We start from the raw sequence: 22,966 nt of genomic DNA, 5'->3' as shown, positions 1-22,966 counted from the left end.
CGTGCTTCGAGGGTGTATTGCCCGGCTTCGAGTGTGAGTGGAATACTCCAAGTGCCGTCGCCGTAATCCACATCCGGATCAATAGTCTGCAAAAACTCAAAGGTCGATGGGCTGGCTCCTTCGCCGAGGAACAGTTCGAAAATGCCGGGGCCGGTGCTACTGCCGCTGACGGTGAAGCTGCGCTCCTCGGGCTGGGCGGTTTCAGCCACAATACGCATGAAAGCGTCGAGGCCAGTGGTGTCGGGATCGGAAACTTCCCATGCGGTATTGGCAGGATTGTCGAGCGTGGCTTTGACGCGGACGCCGAGATCGTCGCTATCGAAGTCGTAATTGAAAGTGCGGGTGCTGCCGCCGGGGTTTGGCACGAAGCTTTCAGTTTCGAGTCGGCGATTGTCGGGATCGTAGGTGTGGCTGCGGCTGTCGGTAAAGTCGTCCCACGCACTGCCAGTGCCTGCACCGCGTGCAAGGGTGTAGGCTCCCAACTTGGAATCGTCCGACCAGGCGAGGGTTTCATTGAGAAGCGGTTGCCCGTTGGCGGTTTGCACATTGCGGAGAAGGCGTCCGCGGGGATCACGATACGGGGTGCTATTGTCGAGGCGACGGTTGAGCGTCTTGGTTTGGCGTGCGTTATAGCTGTCATTCACACGGAAGCGGCGCTCGCTGAGGAGAAGATTGTCCTCATAATCATACTGCACTTCCCATGGATCGCTGAAGGCGTTGGGGGCAATGGCCGCGAGTCGATTGGAAGCGTAGAAGTCGTAATCGAAGGCGGGTGCGAGACTGCCCATGGGCGTAACATCTCCGCCCAGGCCGAAACGATTGCGTCGGCCTTGTCCGTCCCAACTTTGGCGAATGTGGCTGTGTAGCGCATTGGGGGTAAAACTGTCTACGCTGCCGGTGCCAGTGACAACGCGCTCTTCGAGCAACTGTCCGTAGCCGTCCAGCTCATGTTCGATGCGGGTGGAGACTTGGTCGCCCGCAACACCGGTCGGTGCGCGCGTAACGCCGGTCAGCAGACTACGAAGATCGTATTCATACCGGTGGGCGAAACCCGTGTAGTTGGAACCATCGCAGGAGTAGCGTTCGAGGCGGAGCAGATCGTCATATTGGTAGCTGTGCGTGATCTGGTCGCTTGTGCCCGTGTTTTCGATGCGTGATTGCAGGAGGCCGATGTCTTCGGTCGAGGCGAAGTAGTTGTAATCGATGTCGCGCGAAGTGCTGGTATCGGAACCTTCCAGGTATTCACCGGTGATGCGGCTCGCGGCATCGAAGGCCTGGCGGTGTTTGATGCCGCCGGGCATACTACGCAGAATGGGGTTGTTGGCCGCATCGTATTCGAAGGTAGTTACGGAGCCATCGAGCTTGGTTTCGCTAGCCATACGGTTGCGCGCATCATAGCTGTAGGCGAAGCGGGGGCTGCCGTCGGTCAGGCTTGCCTCGTCGTAAAATTCGGTGAGGTTTCCGGCCTTATCATAGACGCGGCGGATCAGTGTATTATCGGCAAACAGTGTTAAAATATTTTGTCCGGAATTATTGCTCGCGCTCACTTGTTGCCGCTGATCGAGCGGGTCGCTGCCATAGCGCTTATAGACAAACAAATGGTTCGTGCTGTAAAGCGTATGTTCCTGATAATGCAGGTTGTCCGAAGCGTCGCGTTGCTCGCTCCGAGTTAGCCGCCCGATATCATCAAAGACTTGGATTGTTTTGTCTCCGTCGGACGTCGCCGTCACGGTATAACGGTCGCCAGTGGTCGAGTAAGTGTAGCTATAATCAGTCTGCTGAAGCGCGGAAGCGGTCTCTGCAGGGCTGCTGCGGAGTTGTTCGGGCGGGCCGCTGCTTTGAGACACGCGGTTGAGGCCGTCATACGACGTTTCAAAGGTGTGAAACTGGCTGCCTTGGTAAAAGACTTCGCGTTGAAGGGTGTTCCCACGCGTGTCAAAGTAGGTGACTGTTTTCTCCAGTGTCACGCCCCCTTTGATCGTCTCCATCGTGGTTGTACGGTTGGCGTCGTTATACGTGTAAGTGGTAACGGCTCCGTTCGAACGGGTGTGCGTATGCTTACGGCCATCAAGGTAATAGGTCCACGATTCGCTACGGCCATCGACGGTTGGCGCATCGCTTTGCTTCAATGCGCCGTGGTCGGTGTAGAAATTCGTGGTGACGCCGCCGAGAGCGTTGGTGTGGGTTGCGGCGCGGTTACCGGGTTCGTAGGTGTAGGATTCTTCAGCGGTGATGCTGCCCACTGTGGGCTGAGTCTTCGTCGTCAGGCGTCCAAGCGCATCATAGTCAAATACAGTCTCATTGCCGAGCGGATCAATCGTCGATGTCAAGTTCCCGAACGCATCGTAATCGTAGTAAGTGATGGCTTGCCCCAGAAAATCGTCCTGTCCTGCGACGGGGCGAACGGAAGCGGCTCCCGGAACGGCCTCGCTGCGCCAGACGACTTCGGCCAGCACACGCCCGGCTCCATCGTAATCACGAAACACGTAGTCTTCCACCCCACGACGCGGGCCATCTGTCCAGGTAAGCTCCCCATTGAGGTTGTAATGATTGTAGCTCCACCATGCGGGCAAAGCAGCGGATACGGAACCGAACTTCTCAGTGTGAGTTAAGCGCCCGAGCATGTCATAATCGTAGCGCACGACGCGCCCTGCGCTATCGGTTTTCGTCACTAATTCGCCACGCGTATTGTATTCGAAGTCGGTGACGACATTGGCATCAGCGCTGAAGGTGTACTCGGTGGTCGATGTGATAAAGCCTCGCGCATCATGCGCATACTCGGTGCGCGCCTTGTCACTGGCGTCATCGGCTCCTTGATGAAGGGTGGATTTGAGCAACCCGTAAGCAACTGTGCCCGTCGTGAGGTCTTCTTCATGATCATAAAGAAAGCTCAGCGTAGCCTGTTCATCTGCAGCACTTGGAGTGGTCGCATCAATCGAAGCGGACACCACTTCGTAGGTCGCAGTCGCTTGCGGAAGAAATCGGTAAAGCTCATACCCAGGGTTGCTCAGATCGTCGGCGCGTTTGGCAGATCCCGTGTCGGCGTAGGTGTTCAGGACGATGCGGTTGGTGCCGCCTGCAGTTTCGGCGGGATAGATGACCTTAGTCGGCAGATAGTTGACCGCATCGTAGAAGAAGAACGTGCTGACGTCCTCGGAGCTGCCATCGCCAGTGATATCGCCCCGCTTCGTGCTTTTCGCGATATTACCGAGCGAATCGTATTCATAGAGCATCTCCAGGCCGCGCTTATCGCGCATCCGCTTTAAACTGCGTGGAAAGCCATTGGTTTCGCTGTCTCCGTAATATTCGTAGGTGAGAACATAATCGATGTCGGTATTGCTTGGTGAAAAACTGCTCGAAGCCAACGGATCTGCGATGAAACGCTTGAGGCCGTCTTGGTGCACATAGATGGTAGTCAGACGCCCGAGTGCAGGGCGCACGTCGCTGTGTATGAGGGTCACGTCGAAGCCTGCCTGCGTCCAAGGCTGAGCGGTGGCATCCGTCACACTGGCGTCATCGGCCTCAAAGTATTCGTAGACGGCATTTTCGACGAGTTCGAGTGTGTCGCCAACGGTTGCTTTTTGTGAGACGACACGACGAAGCGTGACTGCACTGTTCGCTAAAATTTCAGGATCGTAAAGCGGATCATAGGTATTTTCGAGCACACGACCATCGGGCTTAGTCACTCGCTCGATCAAGTGTGTGGAATAGGCGTCCCCGTTGACGTCTGTTAGATACTTATACTCGTATTTGATGACTGCATTGTCTGGCAGCGTCACCTGCCGCAGGTCGCCCCATTCATCGTAATTGTAATATAGGCGGCGGCCGTCGTTGGTAAATGCTTCGGTGATCTCACGATTGCGGTTGTAAAGAAAAACAATGTAATTGCCGTTTGAGCTTTGTATGCGGCGCAGTTCCCCGTATTCACGGCTGGTATTGTCCTCATAGTAAGAAAACGTCATGGCATTGCCAAAGGCATCCTCCCAAGTGTCGAGATAAGGGCGAGTGCGCTCAACAGTGCCCGCACCGAGATCGGTCGGAAAACTGCGCACGAGGTAGCGTGCTTCATGCCCATTAGGTTTGTGCAGAGTATAGACTGTATCCGCGCCTTCAGCGGTCTTCTCCACATAGGCGGCATAGCGGTTGGATTGACCTCCGATCTCACTGTGAAAGTTATTGTCCAAATACGGATTGTCCGCAGCATCGGTCGATGCTTCCCAACGCATCGGGCTCGATGCGGGCACCCGTGTGTATTGCACCACCGAGCCGTCGAGATCGGCAACAAACAGAGCGCTGTCATCAGCCTTCACATTAATGTAAGGCATAAAGTTGAGCTTCCATCCATAGCCGAACAAATTATGAGCGACGTTGAAGCTGCTGTAATTACGGCGAAGCTGCAATGCAAACGGACCGTTTAACGTTAAGTCCACATGGTCTGATACAAATTTTCCTGTAATCGGATCTACCGGGTCACCCACATCATCGGAAGAGTCGTTGTTTTCGGTTGGCCCGACATCGCCCTTATCCTGTGGTCCAGTGGGATCTCCTGCGGTATCCACTCCATTCCGCTTATCCGATTCACTGCGCTCTGTATCTGTTTGCGGATCGGGGGTGTCGTCACCGGTTGGATGCGTTTGATCCGTGATTATAGGATCTGAATCAGGCCCCAACTGGAGTTTAAGCACTCCATTTATCAGTGAATCGATATAGTCGAGAATGAAGGTCGGACCAAAGCCGCCATTTTGCCCACCGCTGATCAGCGCGCCATGCCCCTCCGAACTAGTCACGAGCACACCCATACCGGTATAACCCGCAATTTCGCCCGTAGCAGAGTCCATGGTGATATCAAAGGGCGTCATGTAAACGCGTTCCCAACCGCCGATTTCGTATGAAGGATCGTCGTAACCCAATACCTCACGTGTCGTCTCCCACAGGCCGCCTGCGGCAGATTTTAGGCTTGAATAGGTAGGATCCGTATCTGCCGAGTCGAATTCAGAGCGGTTGAATTCATAATAGCCGTCAGGATATAAGCCTGTGCCAGTTGAAAAATCACGATTGGCGATTTGCAGTAGCTTCACTGTCGAAATCGCATTCCCGGTGCCATACAAAGTATTAAGTACCTGATGTTCGTGTGACGAAAAATTGGCCACTTGTAGCAACTTAAAATCGGTTGCAGCCTCGCTCGCCGAGATACTGGAGTCATCAGGATGAATCGTCCCATTAATGTAAGTGCCTACATGGTAGGGAATATCGACGCTTGGGGTATTGTAAGGAGCTCCCGCAGCACCAATCGCTTCATACTTTGAAATGCACACACCATACGAAAGGTAGTTATGAATCTTATGCATCCGAGCCAGTTCGGCATCCTCTTTCAGAGCGTTCTTCCAATACATTTGACCCGCCATAAAAGCAGTCTGTGCAGCGATTTTTCGCTCTGACGGAGTCGTCTGCGCAAGCTCCATCTCAAATACACGCACCATCTCATCAACCATCAGCGACGTCACATTACCATCATTGAGCACAAGAGAGGCAACTCCCTTGTCTGAGGGCAGGTCACGATAATCGACCACCTCGGCCGACGACTGATTGATATCAGCCATATTGTAATATTGAATGGCGATCGCAAGTGCTTGGCCAGTATCTGCAGCCGTAATCGATTGGGAACCGGCAATATCGCTCCCGGTAAAATCTCCAGCCGTAACTGAGCCACTCGGATTCAATGCGTCCAACACCAAGCCAATGTCACCGCCATCTCCATCGCGATAAAAATAGAGGTTTCGGTTCGCTAATTGACAAGTCATGATCACATCCGTTTCCAGAATCGGAGTGCCTGAGCCGACATTCGGATCAAAAACAGTGAGCCGAACTGCCGAAAAACGACCTGCATCTGAAGCGACCAAATCCTGACTCTTCACCACTGGATTCATCATGTAGGCATTCCCCTGCGAATCGAATAAGCCGACCACATAAGGTCTCGGAAAGTCGCTCCACTCATTATATTGAGACTTCCTGTAATAACGATGAAAGCCGACATCCTCTAGTGAAAGTGAATCATCCGCAATGTATTGACTTAGAAATCGTGAAAATAGCAGCCCTGCGGTATCTTTTCCATCCGCCGTGACGAGCCCCATAATTGCAGGATCATTTTGAAGGTATTGTTCGACCCATTCCTCCCCGCTATTGTAATCTTCAGGAAGATACGAATAAGGATCAAATCCTTCCTCGACTACAACATCCTTGATCCAAGGAAACAAATGCCTCCAAGTGCCGCTGCCATCTTTCTCATCGTTGACAATCACCCACGGATAATCGACTGATGCAGTATCATCTGGTTCAATATCCTCAACTAGCCGCATCCCCAACATCCGATCTAATCGATCTGAACGCATATACATCGTATACGCATATTGGCTCGGAACGTATGGATCTACATATTTGGGCGCCTCAACCACTGCTGCCGGATAGCCGGCTCTTCGAAGTAAATAGACCAACAGTGCGCTCTGTTCCCAAGGCGACCCTTGCTTCTCAAGATAGGTGCCATAGGCACCGCGATAGATCGTCCGCGATTCTCCCCACTGCGCCTGCCCCGTCGTAGGTGATTGAAACCCATTCACCAGTTCGATCTCATTCTGCACGAAGGCCGCAAGTGCAATCGGGTCGCCATCCAAGTTTTCAACCAACTGATTCAGTAGATAATGCTCACTCAACTCTTGGCTTACATCTGTAGGAACATCTCCATATCCATCCGAGTTGCTGTCTGACCATGTGATTGCACTAAGATTAACCACAGGATCATTTACGTAGAATGCACCGCCGCCTATCAATTCGTCGGGCGAGGCACCCAAATAATCGGGCGCATGAGCCACGCTTTGGTAGGCCTCGCGGTCAATGAAGACCGTCTGGTGCTGCGTGGGGGATGCCGCAAAAAGGGGAATCGCAAAACTAGATACTAGCCACGAGAATACATAAAGCTTCAAAGTCATAAGATTGTATTTAAATCGTGAGCCTGTCAGACCTGCCCTGGATATTGCACATTCATGATCAGATTTAACTGAGTCATTTTTCGTAGGGGACCACCTGCTTGTGCGGATTAACAAGGCTCCCGTCGGCAAGAACGATTTTCGTAAATGTCACCTTTGTCGACGTGGCGCGTCGTTCAGTATCAATCGACATGGTAATTTCTGCCGTTTCGCCTGCATCCAAACCAGCAAGACTAGAAGTGTCTCCACTGGCACTATGCTTCTTCGAGATGATCCAGGCGGATTTCTGCCCAACAACTGCCCCTGCTTCATCGAGTGCAAACACCCAGACTTTCGCAGAATCCACAGGCTGTGAGAAACTGTTTTTAGCAGTGAGCGTAACAATAGATTTATCCGCAGTGCTCTCGTCTGAGGGAGTCAGCGCCACCTCAACATTTGCCCACAATGAACAGGATACATGGAACGATAAGAATAGTAATAGTATTTTAACAGCCATACTCAGGTGATTCTAAAATTAGAAGACAAAGAAATTAATTTACGGTTGAACCATTGCTCGGATAAGTAATTGCAATGCTCAACGCACCAATTGACGCTCGGTACGGAGCCGCATCAAACTCATTCAAAATACCATCACCATCCTCATCGCCTGTCAGAATGAGCGTACCCTCATCGAGAAATGGATTCATCCCCATCAGTGCCTCATTGTAATTAATGATCGAGTCTGAATCGAAATCACCAATGAAAAGCTCACTATAAGGATCATTGGTGTAGCGCAACCTCAGAAAAAAGGCACTAGAGTTTGAGTTAAAATTCAGACTTTCGACGGCATCATTACCAATGACCGCGAGCTCAAAATAATCCCAAGTAGTTCTCAGATCTTCGGTATTCTCAATGTAATAAAAGTAGCCCGAACGGCCCCAGAATTTAAATGAATATGGCTGAAGCGTATTTGAACTATCATAAACCAAATGCGTGCCTTCGTTAAGGTCAGTTGCAGTTTGTGCGTTCGTAGAACACACAAGCACGAATCCTGCAAACATCAATAGAAACGAACTTTTCATAGCTAAATTGCTTTTGACTGATTATTCTCCACTCGGCGTGAACGAATAGATTAGAATCGACTCTTCAGGATGTGGTGGATTTTTGAGCAGATAGTCGGCACGCGCGTTATTCAAACTCTGCATATTGAGGTAAGCGACACGAAGCGAGTCTTCGTTCTCTAAATAAAAGCGAAGAACTGCGTCCATCTGCTCATAGAGCTCATCAGGGACAATTGTGCCTGCTTCTTCCGAAATTACCACATACTCGGGCTCGTCCCCCAAAACGACGGGCGGTTCTTTCCAGCACGATTCATATTCATAAACCTGACCGTTGAAGTAATGAGTGCCTGCCCGCTCCTTCTCGCGCCCTGAATCTATATTATCAGTAAAACCGAAATAACTGTAGCAAACGTCATCCTGCTTAAAACTGCTGAGCGCAGGTAAGTATTTAAGCGCTACATTCGTCCACACGGAAAATATGCATTTCCCATCACGCCATTTAATTTCACTATAAAGGTCATCATAATTGGTCACGGAAAAGGAAATCATTTCCGAACGATAACCTTCGGGGACAAATTCAGAAAGGTACTGAGGCTCTCGAATTTCTATATTTTCGATTTCAACCAGTCCTATACCAGTTTCCTTCGGGGAATCGACTCGTCGATGAAGGTAACGACGCCCATCCTTGCAAAAGCGGTATTCTTCAATCGCTTTTTCAGCCTTTAAAACCGCATTGAAATCATTCTTTTGCTTCTCTTTGGCTTTTTCCTGAGAAGCTACCAATTTGAAAGCTTCGCCTTCGGTGAGCAATTGAGGCTCAAATTTCAAGCTCCCCGCGTCGAGTAAGCCAGACGATAAGAGCAAAGCCGTAAGTATTAATCTCATAAAGTCGAATTCCAATAGAAGAAGAACCAGCTATTTACAACAAAGTCGATGAAATAACTTGCTCATTTAACTACGTAAGCAATTCGATCTAAATACGTAATTAGACTTAAATATTAATACAAATCAAAATCTTACAGTTATTTGAAACAAGTCAGTCAATGCGACTCAAAGGGTGTAATGTGGAAAAATGACTCACGTCTACATGTGATCTTCAGGCTTGGTATTCTTCGCTGCCGCTGCGATACGTGCCACGCGTTCTGCGACCTCAGTACGCAATTCGGGCAGATCATGTTTCAAGACTTCACCGGCTTCCACTTGCTTCACTCCGCGCACCCAAACGCTCTCAATATTCGAAGCATCACTGGCAAAAACTAAAGTGGCGTATGGGTCAAAGACCGGAGAAACGGGATCGATGATTAAAAAGTCCGCATACTTCCCCGGTGCCAAACTGCCCACTTGATCCTCAACCTCCAGCACTTCGGCCGTCTTTAAGGTGTGCATCTCTAAGATCTGATAGCAGCTCATGATACCGGCATCGGAATCACGCATACGGAGTGCATACATGCCCATTCGCATATTCTGAAAGGGATCCGCAATGTCGGCGCTGGCGGCGCCATCCACCCCCAGGCCGACTTGCAACCCCTGATCTATATAACGTGGAACATCCGCCAGGCCTGAAGCCAAACGTCCGTTCGAAAGTGGATTCCAGATCATCTTCGCACCTGCCGCAGCCGACACATTAAGGATCTCATCCGTCACATGTATAAAATGAGCATATACCAGGCCATCCCAGACGGCACCTCCCTCTTTCATCGTCTGGAAGTTAGATTGTCCGGATTTAAGTGATTCCGCCTTCTCTTCCAGGTAGTGAACCTGCATATCGAGCCCCAACTCTTTAGCCACGGAGACTTCTTCACTCATTTTATCGGCGCCGCGATAAATGCCCACTCCATGTAAGCCAAAACCCAGACAAGGATGCCCGTCGGGCAGAGCCTCGGTCTCTGCAATCAAATCGACCAGTTTTGCTTTACGAGCCTCAACATCGGGCTCATCGGAATCGAGCACATAGCTGTAGATGAAATGCTGTCCGGCATCCATCTCTGCCGCAAATTGCTCCATATAATCCTCGTAGCTGGGAGCGATTGTTTGCGAATGATTCAACGTAGTGGTGATGCCATTGACCATCTGATCGAGAGCTCCATGCAAGGTAAAGGCATACATGTCGCCGGTCTCAAAATGCCGGCCGAAGGTCCAATGTAGACTCTTCAGCCAGCCATAGAGTTCTTGATCCGCGCCAAGTCCACGAAAGGCACTTTGCCACAAGTGATTGTGCCCCGAAACAAAACCGGGCATCACAATACGCCCACGCGCGTCGACGATCTCCTCGGAGGAAGATGCCGGTGACTCACCCGCCTCGATCGCGACGATGCGACCATCTTCGCCGACTTCCATATAACCATCAATCACCGTCGCCTGCCCATCCGCCATAGTGAGGATCATATCGGAGCGGACCTGATAGGCGTGAACGATGGAACCTGTCGCTAGAGCGAGCAGGACTGCAGTGCGTGTGATGGTAGGTTTCATAGGTTTTATAATGAGGTCTTCAGTTTAACTGACTAATTCGGTGAGTCGCGCGGCGAGTGCCTCGGCGGCGCGTGAGATCCAGAGCTCGCCCTTCTCACGGGTGGCCACGGTGGCATCGCCCACCACTCCGGAACGTGAAATATCTAAAGTCTTCCACGCATAAGTTGCGGGGGCGAATTCAGATTTTAAGATCTTAGGATCGTCCAGAGTGCCTGTCCAGCAGCAGGTAGCAGCCTCCGGATCGACCATATCGGGTGTGGTCGCATACATCAGAGAAGACTCGACCTCATTGGCATGTATGCCGTAGGCGCGCTCACGGGCACAGATGTCAATTTCGTAGGGAGAGGAGAGCACTTGCACTTCCATGCCATAGTCTAAACTCAACTCACGCAGTGCACTTTTAATCACTGAAATATTGCCACCGTGCGTATTCAAAACTCCCATACGCTTGAATCCCCACTCCGAAAGCTGACGTCCCGCAGACACAATCAATTGTCGTAGCAATTCACGATGCAGTATCAAGGTGCCTGGATATCCGGTATGCTCATTACTTTTGGCAGCCTGAATAGGCGGAGCCACATAGACGGGGGCATCTTCTGCCAGCAGTGGCATCGCTCGGTCTAAATAAATCTGCCCGAGCAGTGCATCCACACCAACGGGCAGTTGCGGACCATGTTGCTCAATCGCTCCAGTTGGCAAGACCACAAAGGCTTTGTCCTTATTCGGCAATGTATCGATTGCCCCACGTGTCATCGCAGGCAAATAACGGTTTCTATAACTGGGCCAACTCATTCTGTTTCCTCCTTATTCAAAGCATAATCTTGCAAGGGCGCGTGCGTATCGATCTCGCGCAACAAGCGCGCAGTCGATTCAACCACTTCGCCCAAAAGCACCGAAGCACCTTCGGGATGTGCACCCAATGGATCGTTTGTTTTCACCACGGATCGTGGAATCGCGTCCAGCGTCTGAGCTAGCTGCGCATCGGCTGGCTCTGCCGCCTCGCCGAGCACTTCAGTCAGAATCGAATCGAGACCACTGCGATCGCCACCACGGATGGGATGGAAGTCGAGACCGACACCAGAGAGATTGACACAGAAAATCTGCAAATCATGCACCACCCGCAGATCACGCGCGGCTACATCAATCCACTCTTCAAGAAATGGACTGGTGTTGAACAAAACAAAGCGCTTAAAGCCAGGCACTGCCGCCGAGCGAATCGTCTCGATTATCATCTGATGCGCGAGCTCAATGTCTAAGTGAAATTGCGTGCCGACCGACTGGCGCGGCGTGAAACGAATCGGTGGTAGCACTAAAGCCGTCAATTCCTCACGCGTCGCTTCCAGTGCCTGGTCTAAGACGACTGAGCCCACGACTTCCTCCGAATCCATGGGACGCCCCATGCACCAGTCGGCAATCGAGTAAACGGGTAGTATCACAAGCGTTTGCTCGGGTGATGCGTATTCATCAAATTGCGGCCAGCGCCTGGCATGCCAGGCAAAGTCGTCGTTTCCTTCATAAAGGTAATGTTTCATATTAATTGTGTTGGTAGATCACTTTCCCGGCGCGCACAGTTTGTAGCACGTCTTCGGGAGTGACACGGGTGAGCACAGACGCGACGAGGTGTGCACTTCGTCGCAGATGCGTTTGATTAAAATCTAAGACCGTAAAATTGGCGACACTTCCCAGCTCAAGTGCGCCCGGCAGTTCTTGTCCCCAGCGTGTTTTAGAGACATTGGAAGTGGCCATTTTTAAAATTTCTGCCGGATCAGGGCGCAGCGCATCACCATACTGGCTCTTGGCGAGCTTATAGGTAAAATCAAGTTCAGCCAACATGCTGGGACTGTTCAGTAGGCCATTATCAGTGCCTAACAATAGGTTCACGCCCGCATCCATCAGTTTTGCTACAGGCGGTAGCGGCAGCCCAAGGTTCGCATTGGCACGTGGGTTCAACACAGCAGTGATTCCAGAATCTGCCAGCAATTGTATTTCGTCGTCATTGGCGACTGTTAGATGCACAATCAGATCTGGTTGATACAACTCGATTGCTTGAATCAAATCCCCACGCTGCGTCCGCTGCAATGAAAGCTCACGGTAGCCCTCATTCTCCAAACAATGCACCGCACGCGCTTTGCCCATGGCATGGGTTAAATTGCGCACGCTCTGCCACGCGGGATCGGTCAGGTCGTTCATGGTACTCTCGGAGAAACCATCGGCGACTTCCAACAGCGCACGTAGCTCATTCATCGCCGTAGCATCGAAATCGGCCGTATTGCGAGTCAAAGCTGCGAGATCAAAAGGTACACTATCGAACTGCCCAAGGATGACTGAACGCACACCCGTGCGATCACTGGCTTCTCTTAAGCGTGTCGCGCCCTCGGCTCCCTGCTCTCGGAAATCAAAATGCGCCACCGTGCCACTGCATGCCATGTAGCTAAGCGCATCGCTAATAAAGTCTACATGCGACGCGCGATCCAACTTCGCAATCTCGCGATACTTGAAACCATCTGGCCGAAAGAAGCCCTCTTCCAAGGTCAAGCCAGTCGCGCCATCTGGAATAAAGCTGTCGCCCATGTGCGTATGCGCATTCACCAAGCCGGGAATGATCACAATCGCTCCATGCTCAATGCGCTGCACCGGCTCGATGAGGTCCATCTCAACGATTCGGTCCCCCTCCGCACGGAAAGACGCGCAACGCATCGGAGCCATTTCGGGTCCGTGAAAAACAATACAATCCTGATAATGCATGGCGCGTGCCTAGCTTTCTGACTCTTCCCCGAACTCGGGCAGATAAAGAAACAGCATGACGATGCCGATACAGGCAAACATGCGAAAGGCGGCGTCCTGCCCATTCCAGCTCGGAGATTGCCACATGGTAAACCACTCACCACCCACTGAAATAAATGCGATAAACCACTGTAACATGCTCAAAACCAAACCCGCGATCGCGAATTGCTTAGCACCTTCAAATTCAGCCTTAGTCCCCTTCAAGCGCTTGAATAACTGATAGCCGCCAAAGATACATAGGCCCATTGCAGATGCTTCCCAGAGAATGATTGAGAAATAAAAGATGGTATGAATCGCAGGCGAATCAATCGCACGCCACATCAGTTGATTCCCCTCAAAGACAGTCGTCATGCCGAGCACATTCTCAACGAAGAGATAGTTGGATCCGTAGTCAGTAATATTATTAAGGACCACAAGGAATAGGAAGAACGCAACCGAGAGTACGAGCGCGATTTTAGATAGTCGAATCAGTATCATGCAGACCTCTTAGCAAAATCAAAGCCAAGTTCACATTCAGGCCGCGAAAGATAAAAAGTATACCAAATGCATCAGAGCTCATCGTATGCAGGCACACTGCTCGCATCTGAATGATAACCGATCAACTCGCGTGTTTGATTGGGGCGCGAGAGTAACTCATTAAAACTCTTCGCCGCGAAAGCAACCATTCGGGCATCCATGCCAACTGCAATTTTACCGTATTGAGAAAGCCCCATAATCGCAGCTGGTCCGGAAGTCACCATCGCACAAGCTGCAGCGGGTTTTGTATCAAGATGAGCGATACGAATACTTTGCGTAAAGACTTCAAACATATCAAAATCACCCCATGCGTAAAAGGCGTCCCGCACATTATCGCTAGCGCAAGCCGTCGTCACACCGGCATCATGCAATTCATGTAAAAGTGTCACCCCGCGCCAGCGCGGCGTACCGCGGTGCCCCGTCTCCGTAGGGCGCCCTTGCAAATACAAATTACACAGTGGCAGCGAAATAATCTGCACTCCGGCTTCCCGCACCAAATCAATCGTGGATGCCGCACGCTCCGCATCTTGCACGGCCAAACTACAAACATGGCCACAAGTGACAGGGTGTGGAAATTCTTTCTCTAAAACAATCTGAGCAATATGTCGCAAACACTCCGCCTCGGCATTGCCATTTTCATCCACATGTAAATCAACACCCACGCCCATCTCGGCTGCGAGATCGAAAAAGTAGCGCAACTGTTTATCCAAGTCCGGATTCATTTGCGGCATCCCTCCCAGCAGCGCGTTCGGATGCTTCAGCGTCCACTCCGCAATGCGCCGACCGGCAGGTTCCAGGTATGACTCGATCCCACACAGACTGACTGTCTGTAAATCGATCCGGCCCGCCCATTCTTGGCGTAAGGTTTGCATGGCATCGTGACTGACCTCGCCCCAATCCAGCCCCGTATCGACATGGGTGCGTAGCGCCACGCTTCCGTGCGCCTCAGCACAGCGAAGCGCAAAAGTCCCGCGCCGATAGAGATCTTCGGCGGTCCAATTCTCCTTATCCTTACTGAGCAATTCAATCGCATCCCAGAACTCGCCACGCACATTAGGTGCACGATCCCAGGTAAAGGCCTTATCGATATGCACGTGGGCATCCAAGAAGCCGGGCATCACAATGCGCCCCTGCAAGTCATTCACCGAGGCTGTTTCACTGGCATGGCCTGAACCAGCGGGATCGACAGCTGTGATCAAGCCATCCTGTATGCGGATATCACAATCAACGAGTACACTTTCTCCTTGAGGAAAAGGTGAGAGACTGCGCGGAATACGCGCATTTTTTAAAATACTTTCAGTCATTGGGGATCATTAAGGGAGGTATTGTTGCACCAAGAGCGCATCGATATCGACTGCTTCTGGAATCAAATCATATTTCAACAAGTGCGCTTGGCCTGCCTTCAAGACTTCGGGGTCCATCGGACGGAATAAGGCTCCTGGCTCAGGCACCATCAACTCCTCAACTTTTGCCAGCGAACGAATCTGATAGTCACGCTCGAGCTTTGGATTATACTTCGAAAGAATCAAATCAATCGTGGCTTCCTGATGCGCGAAGGCATATTCCCATCCGCGCTTGGTCGCGGCTAAAAAATCTGCCACAACTTGCGGATGCTCCGTAGCCGTCAGTCCGGAGGTGTACATCACTTGCGAATACGCACGGTAGCCATAGTCACGCGCCAGAAAAACCCCCGCACGATCGCCGACCATTTGCTCCAGTTTCACAAACTCATCGATATAGTAACATTGCAACGCATCGGCCTTACCATCTAAGAGCTGCTGAGGATCATAGCTAGCGGCAAAAGTCTCCAGCCCACTGGCATCCACCCCTTGCTGCTCCAGCAGCAGAGCGATGACTCGCGCACCATCGGCATGAATGCCCACGCGCACGTTGACCAAATCCTCAAAGGATTCGATGGGTCCCTCTTTCAAATACATCCAGCCCATCGGACTATCTTGAAACATCGCACCGATCGCAACCGCATCCGCCCCTTCGGCGACTTTGCCGATCAGCACATTGCTCTCGGTCGAACCGAAGCTAAAGACTGGCTCACGCGTATCGCCCAGCTTAATCTCGTCCGCGCCGACACCTGGCAGAATACTGACCTCGAAGCCAACATCGGCATAATACCCCTGCTCGACCGCCTGAAACAGGCCTGCAAACTGTGCATTATAAATCCAGTCCAACTGCACGCGTACCGGTGTTAATTCAGAGACCGAAGCAACTGCGGGGCTGTTGGCGCTTTTTTCAGAAGAGGCGCAACTACAAAAAAGTGAAGTGCTCAACGCAAGCGCGGCACCGAAAAATTCAAATTTATTAATTGGGAACATGGGTCAGGAATTGGCGGATTTGCTCAATGGTTTCATCGCTATAGTGGGGATGCTTCGGCATTTTTGAATCTGGCATCGTCACTTGAGGGTCTTTCACAAAGTCGTGAAAATATTGTTTATTATATTTCGCGTGCATCGAAACAATTTTTACAATTCGATTAGAAAGGTTACCACCGGGCCCCACAGGATCCCAGGAATGGCAGCTCATGCAATTATTCATCCAGATCTCACGCCCCGCTTGCGCGTTCGCATCCATCGTGTCGAAGGGCGCCTCAAACAAGGGCCCGACTAAACTCTCCTGACTCCCCAGTTTGAGCTTATACACACCGAATGGCCGCTTATTCGCAGGGTCGAGAATCTCCTCCGATCCCGCAGTCAACTGTTTCGCAAAAGTAATATAAAATGGGCCCATATCGGGAGTGCCTTCCAGTTGCATATCCCCCCGCTCATTCCCCTCTAAGTCCAGTACAACATAAGGATCATACTCAGCAATAAACTCAGATGTATAATAAGATATGTATCCATCGTAACAATACGCAAATGCTGCATCAAACTCTGGATACGCATCAAGTATAGCTGCGAGCGGCAAGACCGTGCATTGAATAGTCTTCTTTAAATATGGGATATAAACAGCTTCAGTCTTCACCCCCATATCGTAGAGCGCATCCCGCTGTATGACAAAATCCTGCGCAGGGTCACTGGCTAATTCCACAATTAAATCACCAGTCAGATCAGCCTTATCAACATAAGCGGCCTGCACACTGACAGGCAACAGCAACATAAGCAGCGACGGCAACAGTAGTGGAAAAACGAATGCACGTACACGCCGCAATCGATTAAATAGATAAATAGATAGCATGCCACCGCTTAGCATAGTGCATACCAGCGCACCGCAGAAATTCATTTTTATCCGAGCGATTCGCATCCGACAAAACCACAATATAAAAAAATCGAGCGCAGTGCACCCGAATGGCAATGATTATGCTAAGAGCACAGAATGACAATTGATTCGACACCAATAACCAGTACCACAGTCACGACTGAAAACCTAGAAGCGCTGCAAGCGATTCTAGGTGAAGACCAAGTAATTACCGGCAAAAAGACCGAAAAATACTCAAAGGACTTCTACTGGTATTCCCCCGTATTAAAGGAGATGCTTGAAGACAAGCGCGCTGAAGTGGCCTTGCTGGTCAAAAGCAAAGAGCAACTGAAAGAGGCAGTCGCCTACCTCTATGAGCACAACATTCCACTCGTCGTACGCGGCGGTGGCTCCGGCAACTACGGCCAATTAATTCCACTCTACGGCGGCGCGGTCATCGACATCTCTGGCATGAATACCATCTTCAGTGTAGATGGCGTCGTGCATGCAGAAGTGGGCGCGACCATTCGCAAGATCGAGATCGCGGCCCGCGAAAAAGGCTACGAAATGCCCTGCATGCCATCGACCTGGATCATCAGTACCATCGGTGGCTTCCTCTGTGGAGGCTCGGGGGGTATCGGTTCGATCAGGAACGGCGGCATCGCCTATAAGGACAATGTAAAATCGGTCACAATCATGACAATGGAGGCCGAGCCAAAGTTTATTAAGCTGGAAGAGCGCGATGCCATTAAAGCGCTCCATACCTATGGCACGACTGGCATCATGGTCGAAGTTGAAATGCGCCTAGCACAAGCGTTCCCATGGGAGCAGCTAATCTTCGTGCACGACGACTGGCAGGAACTGCTCGACTGGTCCTACGAAGTTGCCTGTGACGACAGCATTCCGAAGCGCCTGGTATCCGTGTTCGAAAATCCGATCTCCAATTTCTTCAAACCACTCAGAAAGCATATACCTGCGGACAAGCACACCACCTTCTTCATGGTGGACGAAGCATGCGCGGAAAAAGTTATCGCATCGGCCAAGGCAGCGGGCATTGAACATGTTTTCTCCAAGCCATTTGGCAGTCCACCCAAGCCACCATTTATCACCGACTACACATGGAACCATACCACACTCTGGGCGATTAAAGCCGACCCGAGCATCACCTATTTGCAGTGCGGGTTTGGCGAGGACTTCAATGGCAACTTCAAGAAGCTGAAAGATAAATACGGCGACGAAGTATTGATACACATTGAAATGACACTCGGTAATTCAAAATTCAGAACAGAAAAGCCGGGCGTTTCCATCGGGGGCATTCCATTGATTCGCTACACAACTGAAGAACGACTCAACGAAATCATCGCCTTCTGCGAATCCATTGGTGTGGCTGTGGCCAATCCACACACCTACACGATGGAAGGAGGCGGCGCACATCCCGACCTATCGGAAAAGCAAGCGCTGAAAGATCTCGCCGATCCCAAGGGTCTAATGAACCCAGGCAAGATGGCCTCATACAAACATAACCCACTCGCGACTGCAGAAGTTTAAACATCAATCGCCTGGCAGTGCTGGCTTCTCCCTACCAGCTCAGAAAGCAGCACCGCCGATAACGATGTCAGTAAGCAAACTACCCTGAAGCACACAGCTTCATAACGACCACGGCACAGGGCCTGCATTCGCAGGCCCTGGCCGATCTATTTAAAATGAATTCACAAGACTACGACGTCTCGGTGGAGCGCAATGTAAGTATGGTGCTATCCGATGGCACTCAACTTAGCAGCGACATCTACCGAGTCCCCAGTGAGCAGGCGCAACCAGTATTGTTAATGCGTCAGCCCTACGGACGCGAGATTGCATCCACAGTTGTGTATGCACAACCTGAATACTTTGCACGAGCCGGGTTTATTGTCGTCATTCAAGACGTCCGCGGCCGTGGAGAATCCGAAGGCGACTTCTACACCTTTCGCAACGAAGCAGCCGATGGCCGCGAGACGATTGAATGGGCCGCTCAACTAGACGGCGCCGACGGCCGGGTATGCATGTATGGCTTTTCCTATCAGGCATACACGCAGCTGGCAGTGCTAAAGGATAAGCCGAAGGCCTTAGTGGCCATCGCCCCCCACATGGCTGCAGCAGATCTCTACAATGGCTGGTTCTACAGAAACGGCATCCTGCGCCTGGCCACGACACTCAGCTGGGGCAACCAAATGCTACGCGAAGACGCATGGCGCCGCGGAGCGACGGAGAGCGCAGCTGCGCTGGAAAAGTCTTACAGCAACTTTAAAGAGCTCACGCAGCAGTTTCCACTCGCCAGCGCCGAACCGCTCAGCGCCGACGACATCCCTAGCTATGCCGTCGATTGGATGGCTCACACAGAAAACGACGATTACTGGCAAACTCTCGACTGCACCCAGGCGCTCGCCGAGTCAGAAGTCGCCGTCTTCCATCTAGCCGGTTACTACGACTTCTACTCTGAAGGCAGCACACTCGCCTACCAATGCAGGAAAGACAGCTCCAAGGACTTCTTTCTCTTTGGCCCATGGAAACACATCCCGTGGGAACGATGGATGAATGGGCGCGACTTTGGTGACGCTCTACGCATCGACACAGACGCCATGCTGGTCGAATTCTTCAACGCACAACTTGGCCGCGGCGACGCCAAGCACCAAGGGGTTCAATATTTTGTGCTCGGCAAAAACTGCTGGCAAACCGCGTCTCACTGGCCGCCGAATAGCAATAGCATCGACTACCACCTAAGCTCAGGTGGCAATGCGAATAGTAGCTTTGGCGATGGACAACTGCTCGCAGAAGCCGCCTCAGACTCACCCTCCGACCATTTCGCCTACGACCCTGAAGTGCCAGTGACCGCCCCTGGTGGCTTCATCCCAGTCTGGGGGCCCGTGGATTTAAAGGCGCAGCAACAAGGCAACAACATCCTCGTGTACGATAGCGCCCCCTTCACCCGCGAACAAACAATCGTCGGACACGCCGAACTGGAGCTCAGTGTCGCCACAACCGCCGAGGCCACCGACTTCGTCGCACGTCTCTCATGGCTACGCCCCGATGGCAGCGCCACCTTCCTCAGTATGGCCGCCGCAGCAACCAATCCTATAGCAATCGGCGACAATGATGTTTACAAGTTAAAGCTGAAGTTCGATGCCACCGCAGTCTGCATTCCGACAGGCGATCAACTGCGCCTCGACATCGCCAGTTCGGCCTTCCCACTCATCGCACGCCATCCCAACACCAAAGCAGATCGCTTAGGCCTGCTCAATCAAAGCCAATTTAAGCGCGCCCGACAAACAGTCTACCACGACACGGTGCGCCCCTCGCGGCTCAAACTTCCAACCCTGTGAATGACGCGTCCTCTCTATGACTACCAAAAGTAATAACATTCCAATGGTCCAATTGACCCAAGCCCACAAGCGGTTTGGTGAGACGACCGTATTGGAAGACATCAATTTTCAAGCATCCAAAGGCGAGTTCATTAGTTTGGTCGGGCCCAGCGGTTGCGGCAAATCTACCTTGCTCAAAATCATTGCCGGCCTCCACTCCCTCAGCGAAGGCGAAGTCGTGGTCGATGGAATGAATCCTAAAAATGCCCGCGAGGAAATGGCCTTCATTTTCCAGGAAGCCAACCTCTTGCCCTGGAAACGCGTGCAGCAAAATACAGAATTGCCACTCAAACTTCGGGGCGAATCAACAGTGCGCCGAGTAGAGACTGCACGCAAGATGCTGGAGCTTGTCAATCTCTCACACGCCCTGGACAAATTCCCATGGCAGCTCTCCGGCGGCATGCGGATGCGTGTCTCCATTGCACGAGCGCTTACCTTAGCACCGCGCGTGCTCTTGCTCGACGAACCATTTGGCGCTCTCGATGAGATGACGCGCGACAATCTAAACGAAGACTTACTGCGCATTCACGCACGTGACCAATGGACCGCATTCTTCGTCACACACTCAGCCGCTGAAGCGGTGTTCCTATCCAATAAAGTCGTCGTACTTTCCGCAAATCCAGGACGCATCTCTCAGGTGATCGAAATCGATTTGCCCAAAGAAAGAAACGCAGAACTACGCGAAGACCCTGCCTATCTCAACTACGTGGCGAAGGTCTCTAATGCCATCCGAACCGTACACTAAAAAACATCATGGCCACGACTTCAAAAAAGATTCAATCCGCACTACTTCCAATTGCTTCCGGGATTATCATTCTAGCAATTTGGAATTTGATCAGCTACTTATACGGTCGCTCCGTAGGCTACGACGTGCAACGCATAATCATTCCCTTTCCACATCAAATTGCCACGGCACTCTGGTCTGAAAGGGAAGCGCTCTGGTTATCAACCCGACAAACCGCTCTCTCCGCTGTGATTGGTTTCATCGCTGCCGTTACAGTCGGCTACATATTATCCATGCTTCTCGCATCTGCAGTATGGGTCAAAAAAGCACTTTATCCATGGATACTAGTGCTACAAATGACGCCAGTCGTCGTGCTCGCTCCCATCTTCGTACTATGGATGGGACAAGGGCTGCCAAGTATCACCGCGATTACTTTCATGATCGGATTCTTCCCGGTCGTGGCCAACACGACCATGGGCCTCGTTTCGACCGATCGCAATCTGCTCGACTTATTTGAAATGAGCAACGCCAGCAAGGCACAAGAAATCATGTATCTACGTGTGCCTTTTGCGATGCCATATTTCTTAACAGGTATGAAAATCGCAGGCACCCTCGCTCCTATCGGAGCCATCGCCGGCGACCTGTTTGCTGGTAGCTCACAAGGAGGCGTCGGAGGCATTGGCTACATGGTCATTCTCTACAACTCACAGCTCAAGATCCCGGAACTCTTCGCCACAGCATTAGTTGCCTGTATGCTAGGCTTCGTATTCGTCGGCTGTGTCAACTGGCTGCACTGGTATCTACTCAAAGACTGGCACGAATCCGCACGCAAAACCGACAACACATAAATCCACAGCACTTCTTACAATGAAAAACAAACTTCCTCACCTCTCCCTATTGCTCACGGCAGGCCTCTTTTTAATGGGCTGCGGAAAAAACGCCGAAGAAAGTGAGACCGGCCTAATCCCCGTTACATTACAAACGGACTGGTATGCACAGGCCGAACACGGAGGCTTCTACCAAGCAGTCGTCGAAGGCTACTATGAAGAAGTCGGCCTCGACGTGACAATCAGCCAAGGTGGTCCCAACGCGATGGGCACCCAGAAAGTTGTCAGTCAAAAAGTGGAGTTCGGCATTGGACGCGCCGACGATATGATCGTACACGCATCCAACAACCTCCCCCTGATTATCGTCTCAGCCTTGATGCAACACGATCCACAAGCCTTTCTGGTGCACGAAGAAAGCGGGATCGACAGCTTTGAGGACTTAGACGGCCGCACCGTTATGGCCACACCAGGTGCCGCCATGATTCGCTACCTAGAAAAGCGATACAACATCAGCCTAAACCTTGTGCCACTCGACTTCGGAATGAGCCGCTTCTTAGCTGACATCAACTTCGTACAACAATGCTTCATCACCAATGAGCCTTATTATATCAAGAAAGAGGGCGCCAACGCCAAGACACTGCTAATCGCTGATAGTGGATTCGACCCCTATCGTGTCATCTTCACCAGTAAAAGTTATGCAGAGAAACACCCAGAAATCGTCGAAGCTTTCGTCGCCGCATCCATTAAAGGCTGGAAGTCTTATATGGCTGGCCCCCGCGAACGTGCCAATGCTTTGATCACACAACTTCACACTAAAATGAAACCTGATTTCCTCGAATACAGCGTCAATGCCATGCTAGAAAACCATCTAGTTGCAGGCAATGAAGCAGTCGATCAAACTGGCTTAATACAACCCGCACGCATGCAAAAGCTCATCGACACCCTGCACGACGTAGGACTCATCAGCGAGCCGATGGATGCGAAAGAACTCGCCCCCACGAAGTATTTGCCCGCTGAGGTTCAGGCAATGATCACTGAATAA

Annotated in this window: 17 protein-coding genes; 5 read left to right on the top strand and 12 right to left on the bottom strand. The window is 51.5% G+C overall.

Features of this window, described 5'->3' with window-relative positions:
• From QEH52_RS14760 to QEH52_RS14705, 12 genes are all read right to left on the bottom strand, one after another.
• On the bottom strand, positions 1–6,983 hold a 6,983-nt coding region (locus QEH52_RS14760; protein WP_308951469.1), incomplete at its 3' end, for a DUF6531 domain-containing protein.
• Between the two features lie 73 nt (positions 6,984–7,056).
• Positions 7,057–7,476 (bottom strand): hypothetical protein, encoded by a 420-nt coding sequence (locus QEH52_RS14755; protein ID WP_308951468.1) that lies wholly within the window; start codon positions 7,474–7,476, stop codon positions 7,057–7,059.
• Between the two features lie 34 nt (positions 7,477–7,510).
• On the bottom strand, positions 7,511–8,041 hold the full coding sequence (locus QEH52_RS14750) for a hypothetical protein (protein ID WP_308951467.1): 531 nt from the start codon (positions 8,039–8,041) through the stop codon (positions 7,511–7,513).
• 21 nt (positions 8,042–8,062) lie between these two features.
• Positions 8,063–8,848 carry a hypothetical protein gene (locus QEH52_RS14745; RefSeq protein ID WP_308951466.1) on the bottom strand — a complete coding sequence of 262 codons (786 nt, stop codon included), beginning with the start codon at positions 8,846–8,848 and terminating at the stop codon, positions 8,063–8,065.
• A gap of 255 nt (positions 8,849–9,103) precedes the next feature.
• Positions 9,104–10,489, bottom strand: coding sequence for an amidohydrolase family protein (locus tag QEH52_RS14740; RefSeq protein WP_308951465.1), 1,386 nt, complete (start codon positions 10,487–10,489; stop codon positions 9,104–9,106).
• 24 nt (positions 10,490–10,513) lie between these two features.
• The gene (locus tag QEH52_RS14735; protein ID WP_308951464.1) at positions 10,514–11,281 is read right to left on the bottom strand and encodes a creatininase family protein; all 768 of its coding nucleotides are present in this window, start codon (positions 11,279–11,281) and stop codon (positions 10,514–10,516) included.
• Positions 11,278–12,021 (bottom strand): creatininase family protein, encoded by a 744-nt coding sequence (locus tag QEH52_RS14730; protein ID WP_308951463.1) that lies wholly within the window; start codon positions 12,019–12,021, stop codon positions 11,278–11,280. Before QEH52_RS14730 ends, QEH52_RS14735 begins: the two co-directional genes overlap by 4 nt.
• Position 12,022: 1 nt before the next feature.
• Positions 12,023–13,234: an amidohydrolase family protein gene (locus tag QEH52_RS14725; protein ID WP_308951462.1), complete on the bottom strand. Its 1,212-nt coding sequence runs from the start codon at positions 13,232–13,234 to the stop codon at positions 12,023–12,025.
• 9 nt (positions 13,235–13,243) lie between these two features.
• Positions 13,244–13,750 carry a DUF2165 family protein gene (locus tag QEH52_RS14720; protein WP_308951461.1) on the bottom strand — a complete coding sequence of 169 codons (507 nt, stop codon included), beginning with the start codon at positions 13,748–13,750 and terminating at the stop codon, positions 13,244–13,246.
• Positions 13,751–13,821: 71 nt separating this feature from the next.
• Positions 13,822–15,093: a cytosine deaminase gene (locus QEH52_RS14715; protein WP_308951459.1), complete on the bottom strand. Its 1,272-nt coding sequence runs from the start codon at positions 15,091–15,093 to the stop codon at positions 13,822–13,824.
• Positions 15,094–15,102: 9 nt separating this feature from the next.
• A complete protein-coding gene (locus tag QEH52_RS14710) occupies positions 15,103–16,119 on the bottom strand; it encodes an ABC transporter substrate-binding protein (protein WP_308951457.1) in 1,017 nt (338 codons plus the stop codon).
• Entirely contained in the window at positions 16,106–16,978 is an 873-nt protein-coding gene (locus QEH52_RS14705) for a c-type cytochrome (protein ID WP_308951456.1), read from the bottom strand. Before QEH52_RS14705 ends, QEH52_RS14710 begins: the two co-directional genes overlap by 14 nt.
• Before the next feature lie 138 nt (positions 16,979–17,116).
• On the opposite strand from QEH52_RS14705, the gene QEH52_RS14700 reads away from it, so the two are divergent.
• The 5 genes from QEH52_RS14700 to QEH52_RS14680 all read left to right on the top strand — a co-directional run bounded on the left by QEH52_RS14700 (position 17,117) and on the right by QEH52_RS14680 (position 22,966).
• Positions 17,117–18,526, top strand: coding sequence for an FAD-binding oxidoreductase (locus QEH52_RS14700; RefSeq protein ID WP_308951455.1), 1,410 nt, complete (start codon positions 17,117–17,119; stop codon positions 18,524–18,526).
• Positions 18,527–18,681: 155 nt separating this feature from the next.
• Positions 18,682–20,334: a CocE/NonD family hydrolase gene (locus tag QEH52_RS14695; RefSeq protein ID WP_308951454.1), complete on the top strand. Its 1,653-nt coding sequence runs from the start codon at positions 18,682–18,684 to the stop codon at positions 20,332–20,334.
• Positions 20,335–20,350: 16 nt separating this feature from the next.
• A complete protein-coding gene (locus tag QEH52_RS14690; protein ID WP_308951453.1) occupies positions 20,351–21,118 on the top strand; it encodes an ABC transporter ATP-binding protein in 768 nt (255 codons plus the stop codon).
• Between the two features lie 8 nt (positions 21,119–21,126).
• Positions 21,127–21,945 (top strand): ABC transporter permease, encoded by an 819-nt coding sequence (locus QEH52_RS14685; protein ID WP_308951452.1) that lies wholly within the window; start codon positions 21,127–21,129, stop codon positions 21,943–21,945.
• 19 nt (positions 21,946–21,964) lie between these two features.
• The gene (locus tag QEH52_RS14680) at positions 21,965–22,966 is read left to right on the top strand and encodes an ABC transporter substrate-binding protein (RefSeq protein WP_308951451.1); all 1,002 of its coding nucleotides are present in this window, start codon (positions 21,965–21,967) and stop codon (positions 22,964–22,966) included.

The organism is Thalassobacterium maritimum, assembly GCF_031127805.1.
GTDB classification, from domain to species: Bacteria; Verrucomicrobiota; Verrucomicrobiia; order Opitutales; family Coraliomargaritaceae; genus Thalassobacterium; species Thalassobacterium maritimum.
The sequence above is the reverse complement of the archived record's forward strand: the minus strand, read 5'-3'. Positions and strand labels throughout refer to the sequence as shown.

Bases quoted from the DNA above. Each gene is read 5' to 3' on its own strand.
- QEH52_RS14700 (WP_308951455.1), top strand. From the start codon at position 17,117: ATGACAATTGATTCGACACCAATAACCAGTACCACAGTCACGACTGAA.
- QEH52_RS14735 (WP_308951464.1), bottom strand. From the start codon at position 11,281: ATGAGTTGGCCCAGTTATAGAAACCGTTATTTGCCTGCGATGACACGT.
- QEH52_RS14720 (WP_308951461.1), bottom strand. From the start codon at position 13,750: ATGATACTGATTCGACTATCTAAAATCGCGCTCGTACTCTCGGTTGCG.
- QEH52_RS14715 (WP_308951459.1), bottom strand. From the start codon at position 15,093: ATGACTGAAAGTATTTTAAAAAATGCGCGTATTCCGCGCAGTCTCTCA.
- QEH52_RS14755 (WP_308951468.1), bottom strand. From the start codon at position 7,476: ATGGCTGTTAAAATACTATTACTATTCTTATCGTTCCATGTATCCTGT.
- QEH52_RS14685 (WP_308951452.1), top strand. From the start codon at position 21,127: ATGGCCACGACTTCAAAAAAGATTCAATCCGCACTACTTCCAATTGCT.
- QEH52_RS14710 (WP_308951457.1), bottom strand. From the start codon at position 16,119: ATGTTCCCAATTAATAAATTTGAATTTTTCGGTGCCGCGCTTGCGTTG.
- QEH52_RS14740 (WP_308951465.1), bottom strand. From the start codon at position 10,489: ATGAAACCTACCATCACACGCACTGCAGTCCTGCTCGCTCTAGCGACA.
- QEH52_RS14695 (WP_308951454.1), top strand. From the start codon at position 18,682: ATGAATTCACAAGACTACGACGTCTCGGTGGAGCGCAATGTAAGTATG.
- QEH52_RS14730 (WP_308951463.1), bottom strand. From the start codon at position 12,021: ATGAAACATTACCTTTATGAAGGAAACGACGACTTTGCCTGGCATGCC.
- QEH52_RS14680 (WP_308951451.1), top strand. From the start codon at position 21,965: ATGAAAAACAAACTTCCTCACCTCTCCCTATTGCTCACGGCAGGCCTC.
- QEH52_RS14750 (WP_308951467.1), bottom strand. From the start codon at position 8,041: ATGAAAAGTTCGTTTCTATTGATGTTTGCAGGATTCGTGCTTGTGTGT.
- QEH52_RS14705 (WP_308951456.1), bottom strand. From the start codon at position 16,978: ATGCTATCTATTTATCTATTTAATCGATTGCGGCGTGTACGTGCATTC.
- QEH52_RS14725 (WP_308951462.1), bottom strand. From the start codon at position 13,234: ATGCATTATCAGGATTGTATTGTTTTTCACGGACCCGAAATGGCTCCG.
- QEH52_RS14690 (WP_308951453.1), top strand. From the start codon at position 20,351: ATGACTACCAAAAGTAATAACATTCCAATGGTCCAATTGACCCAAGCC.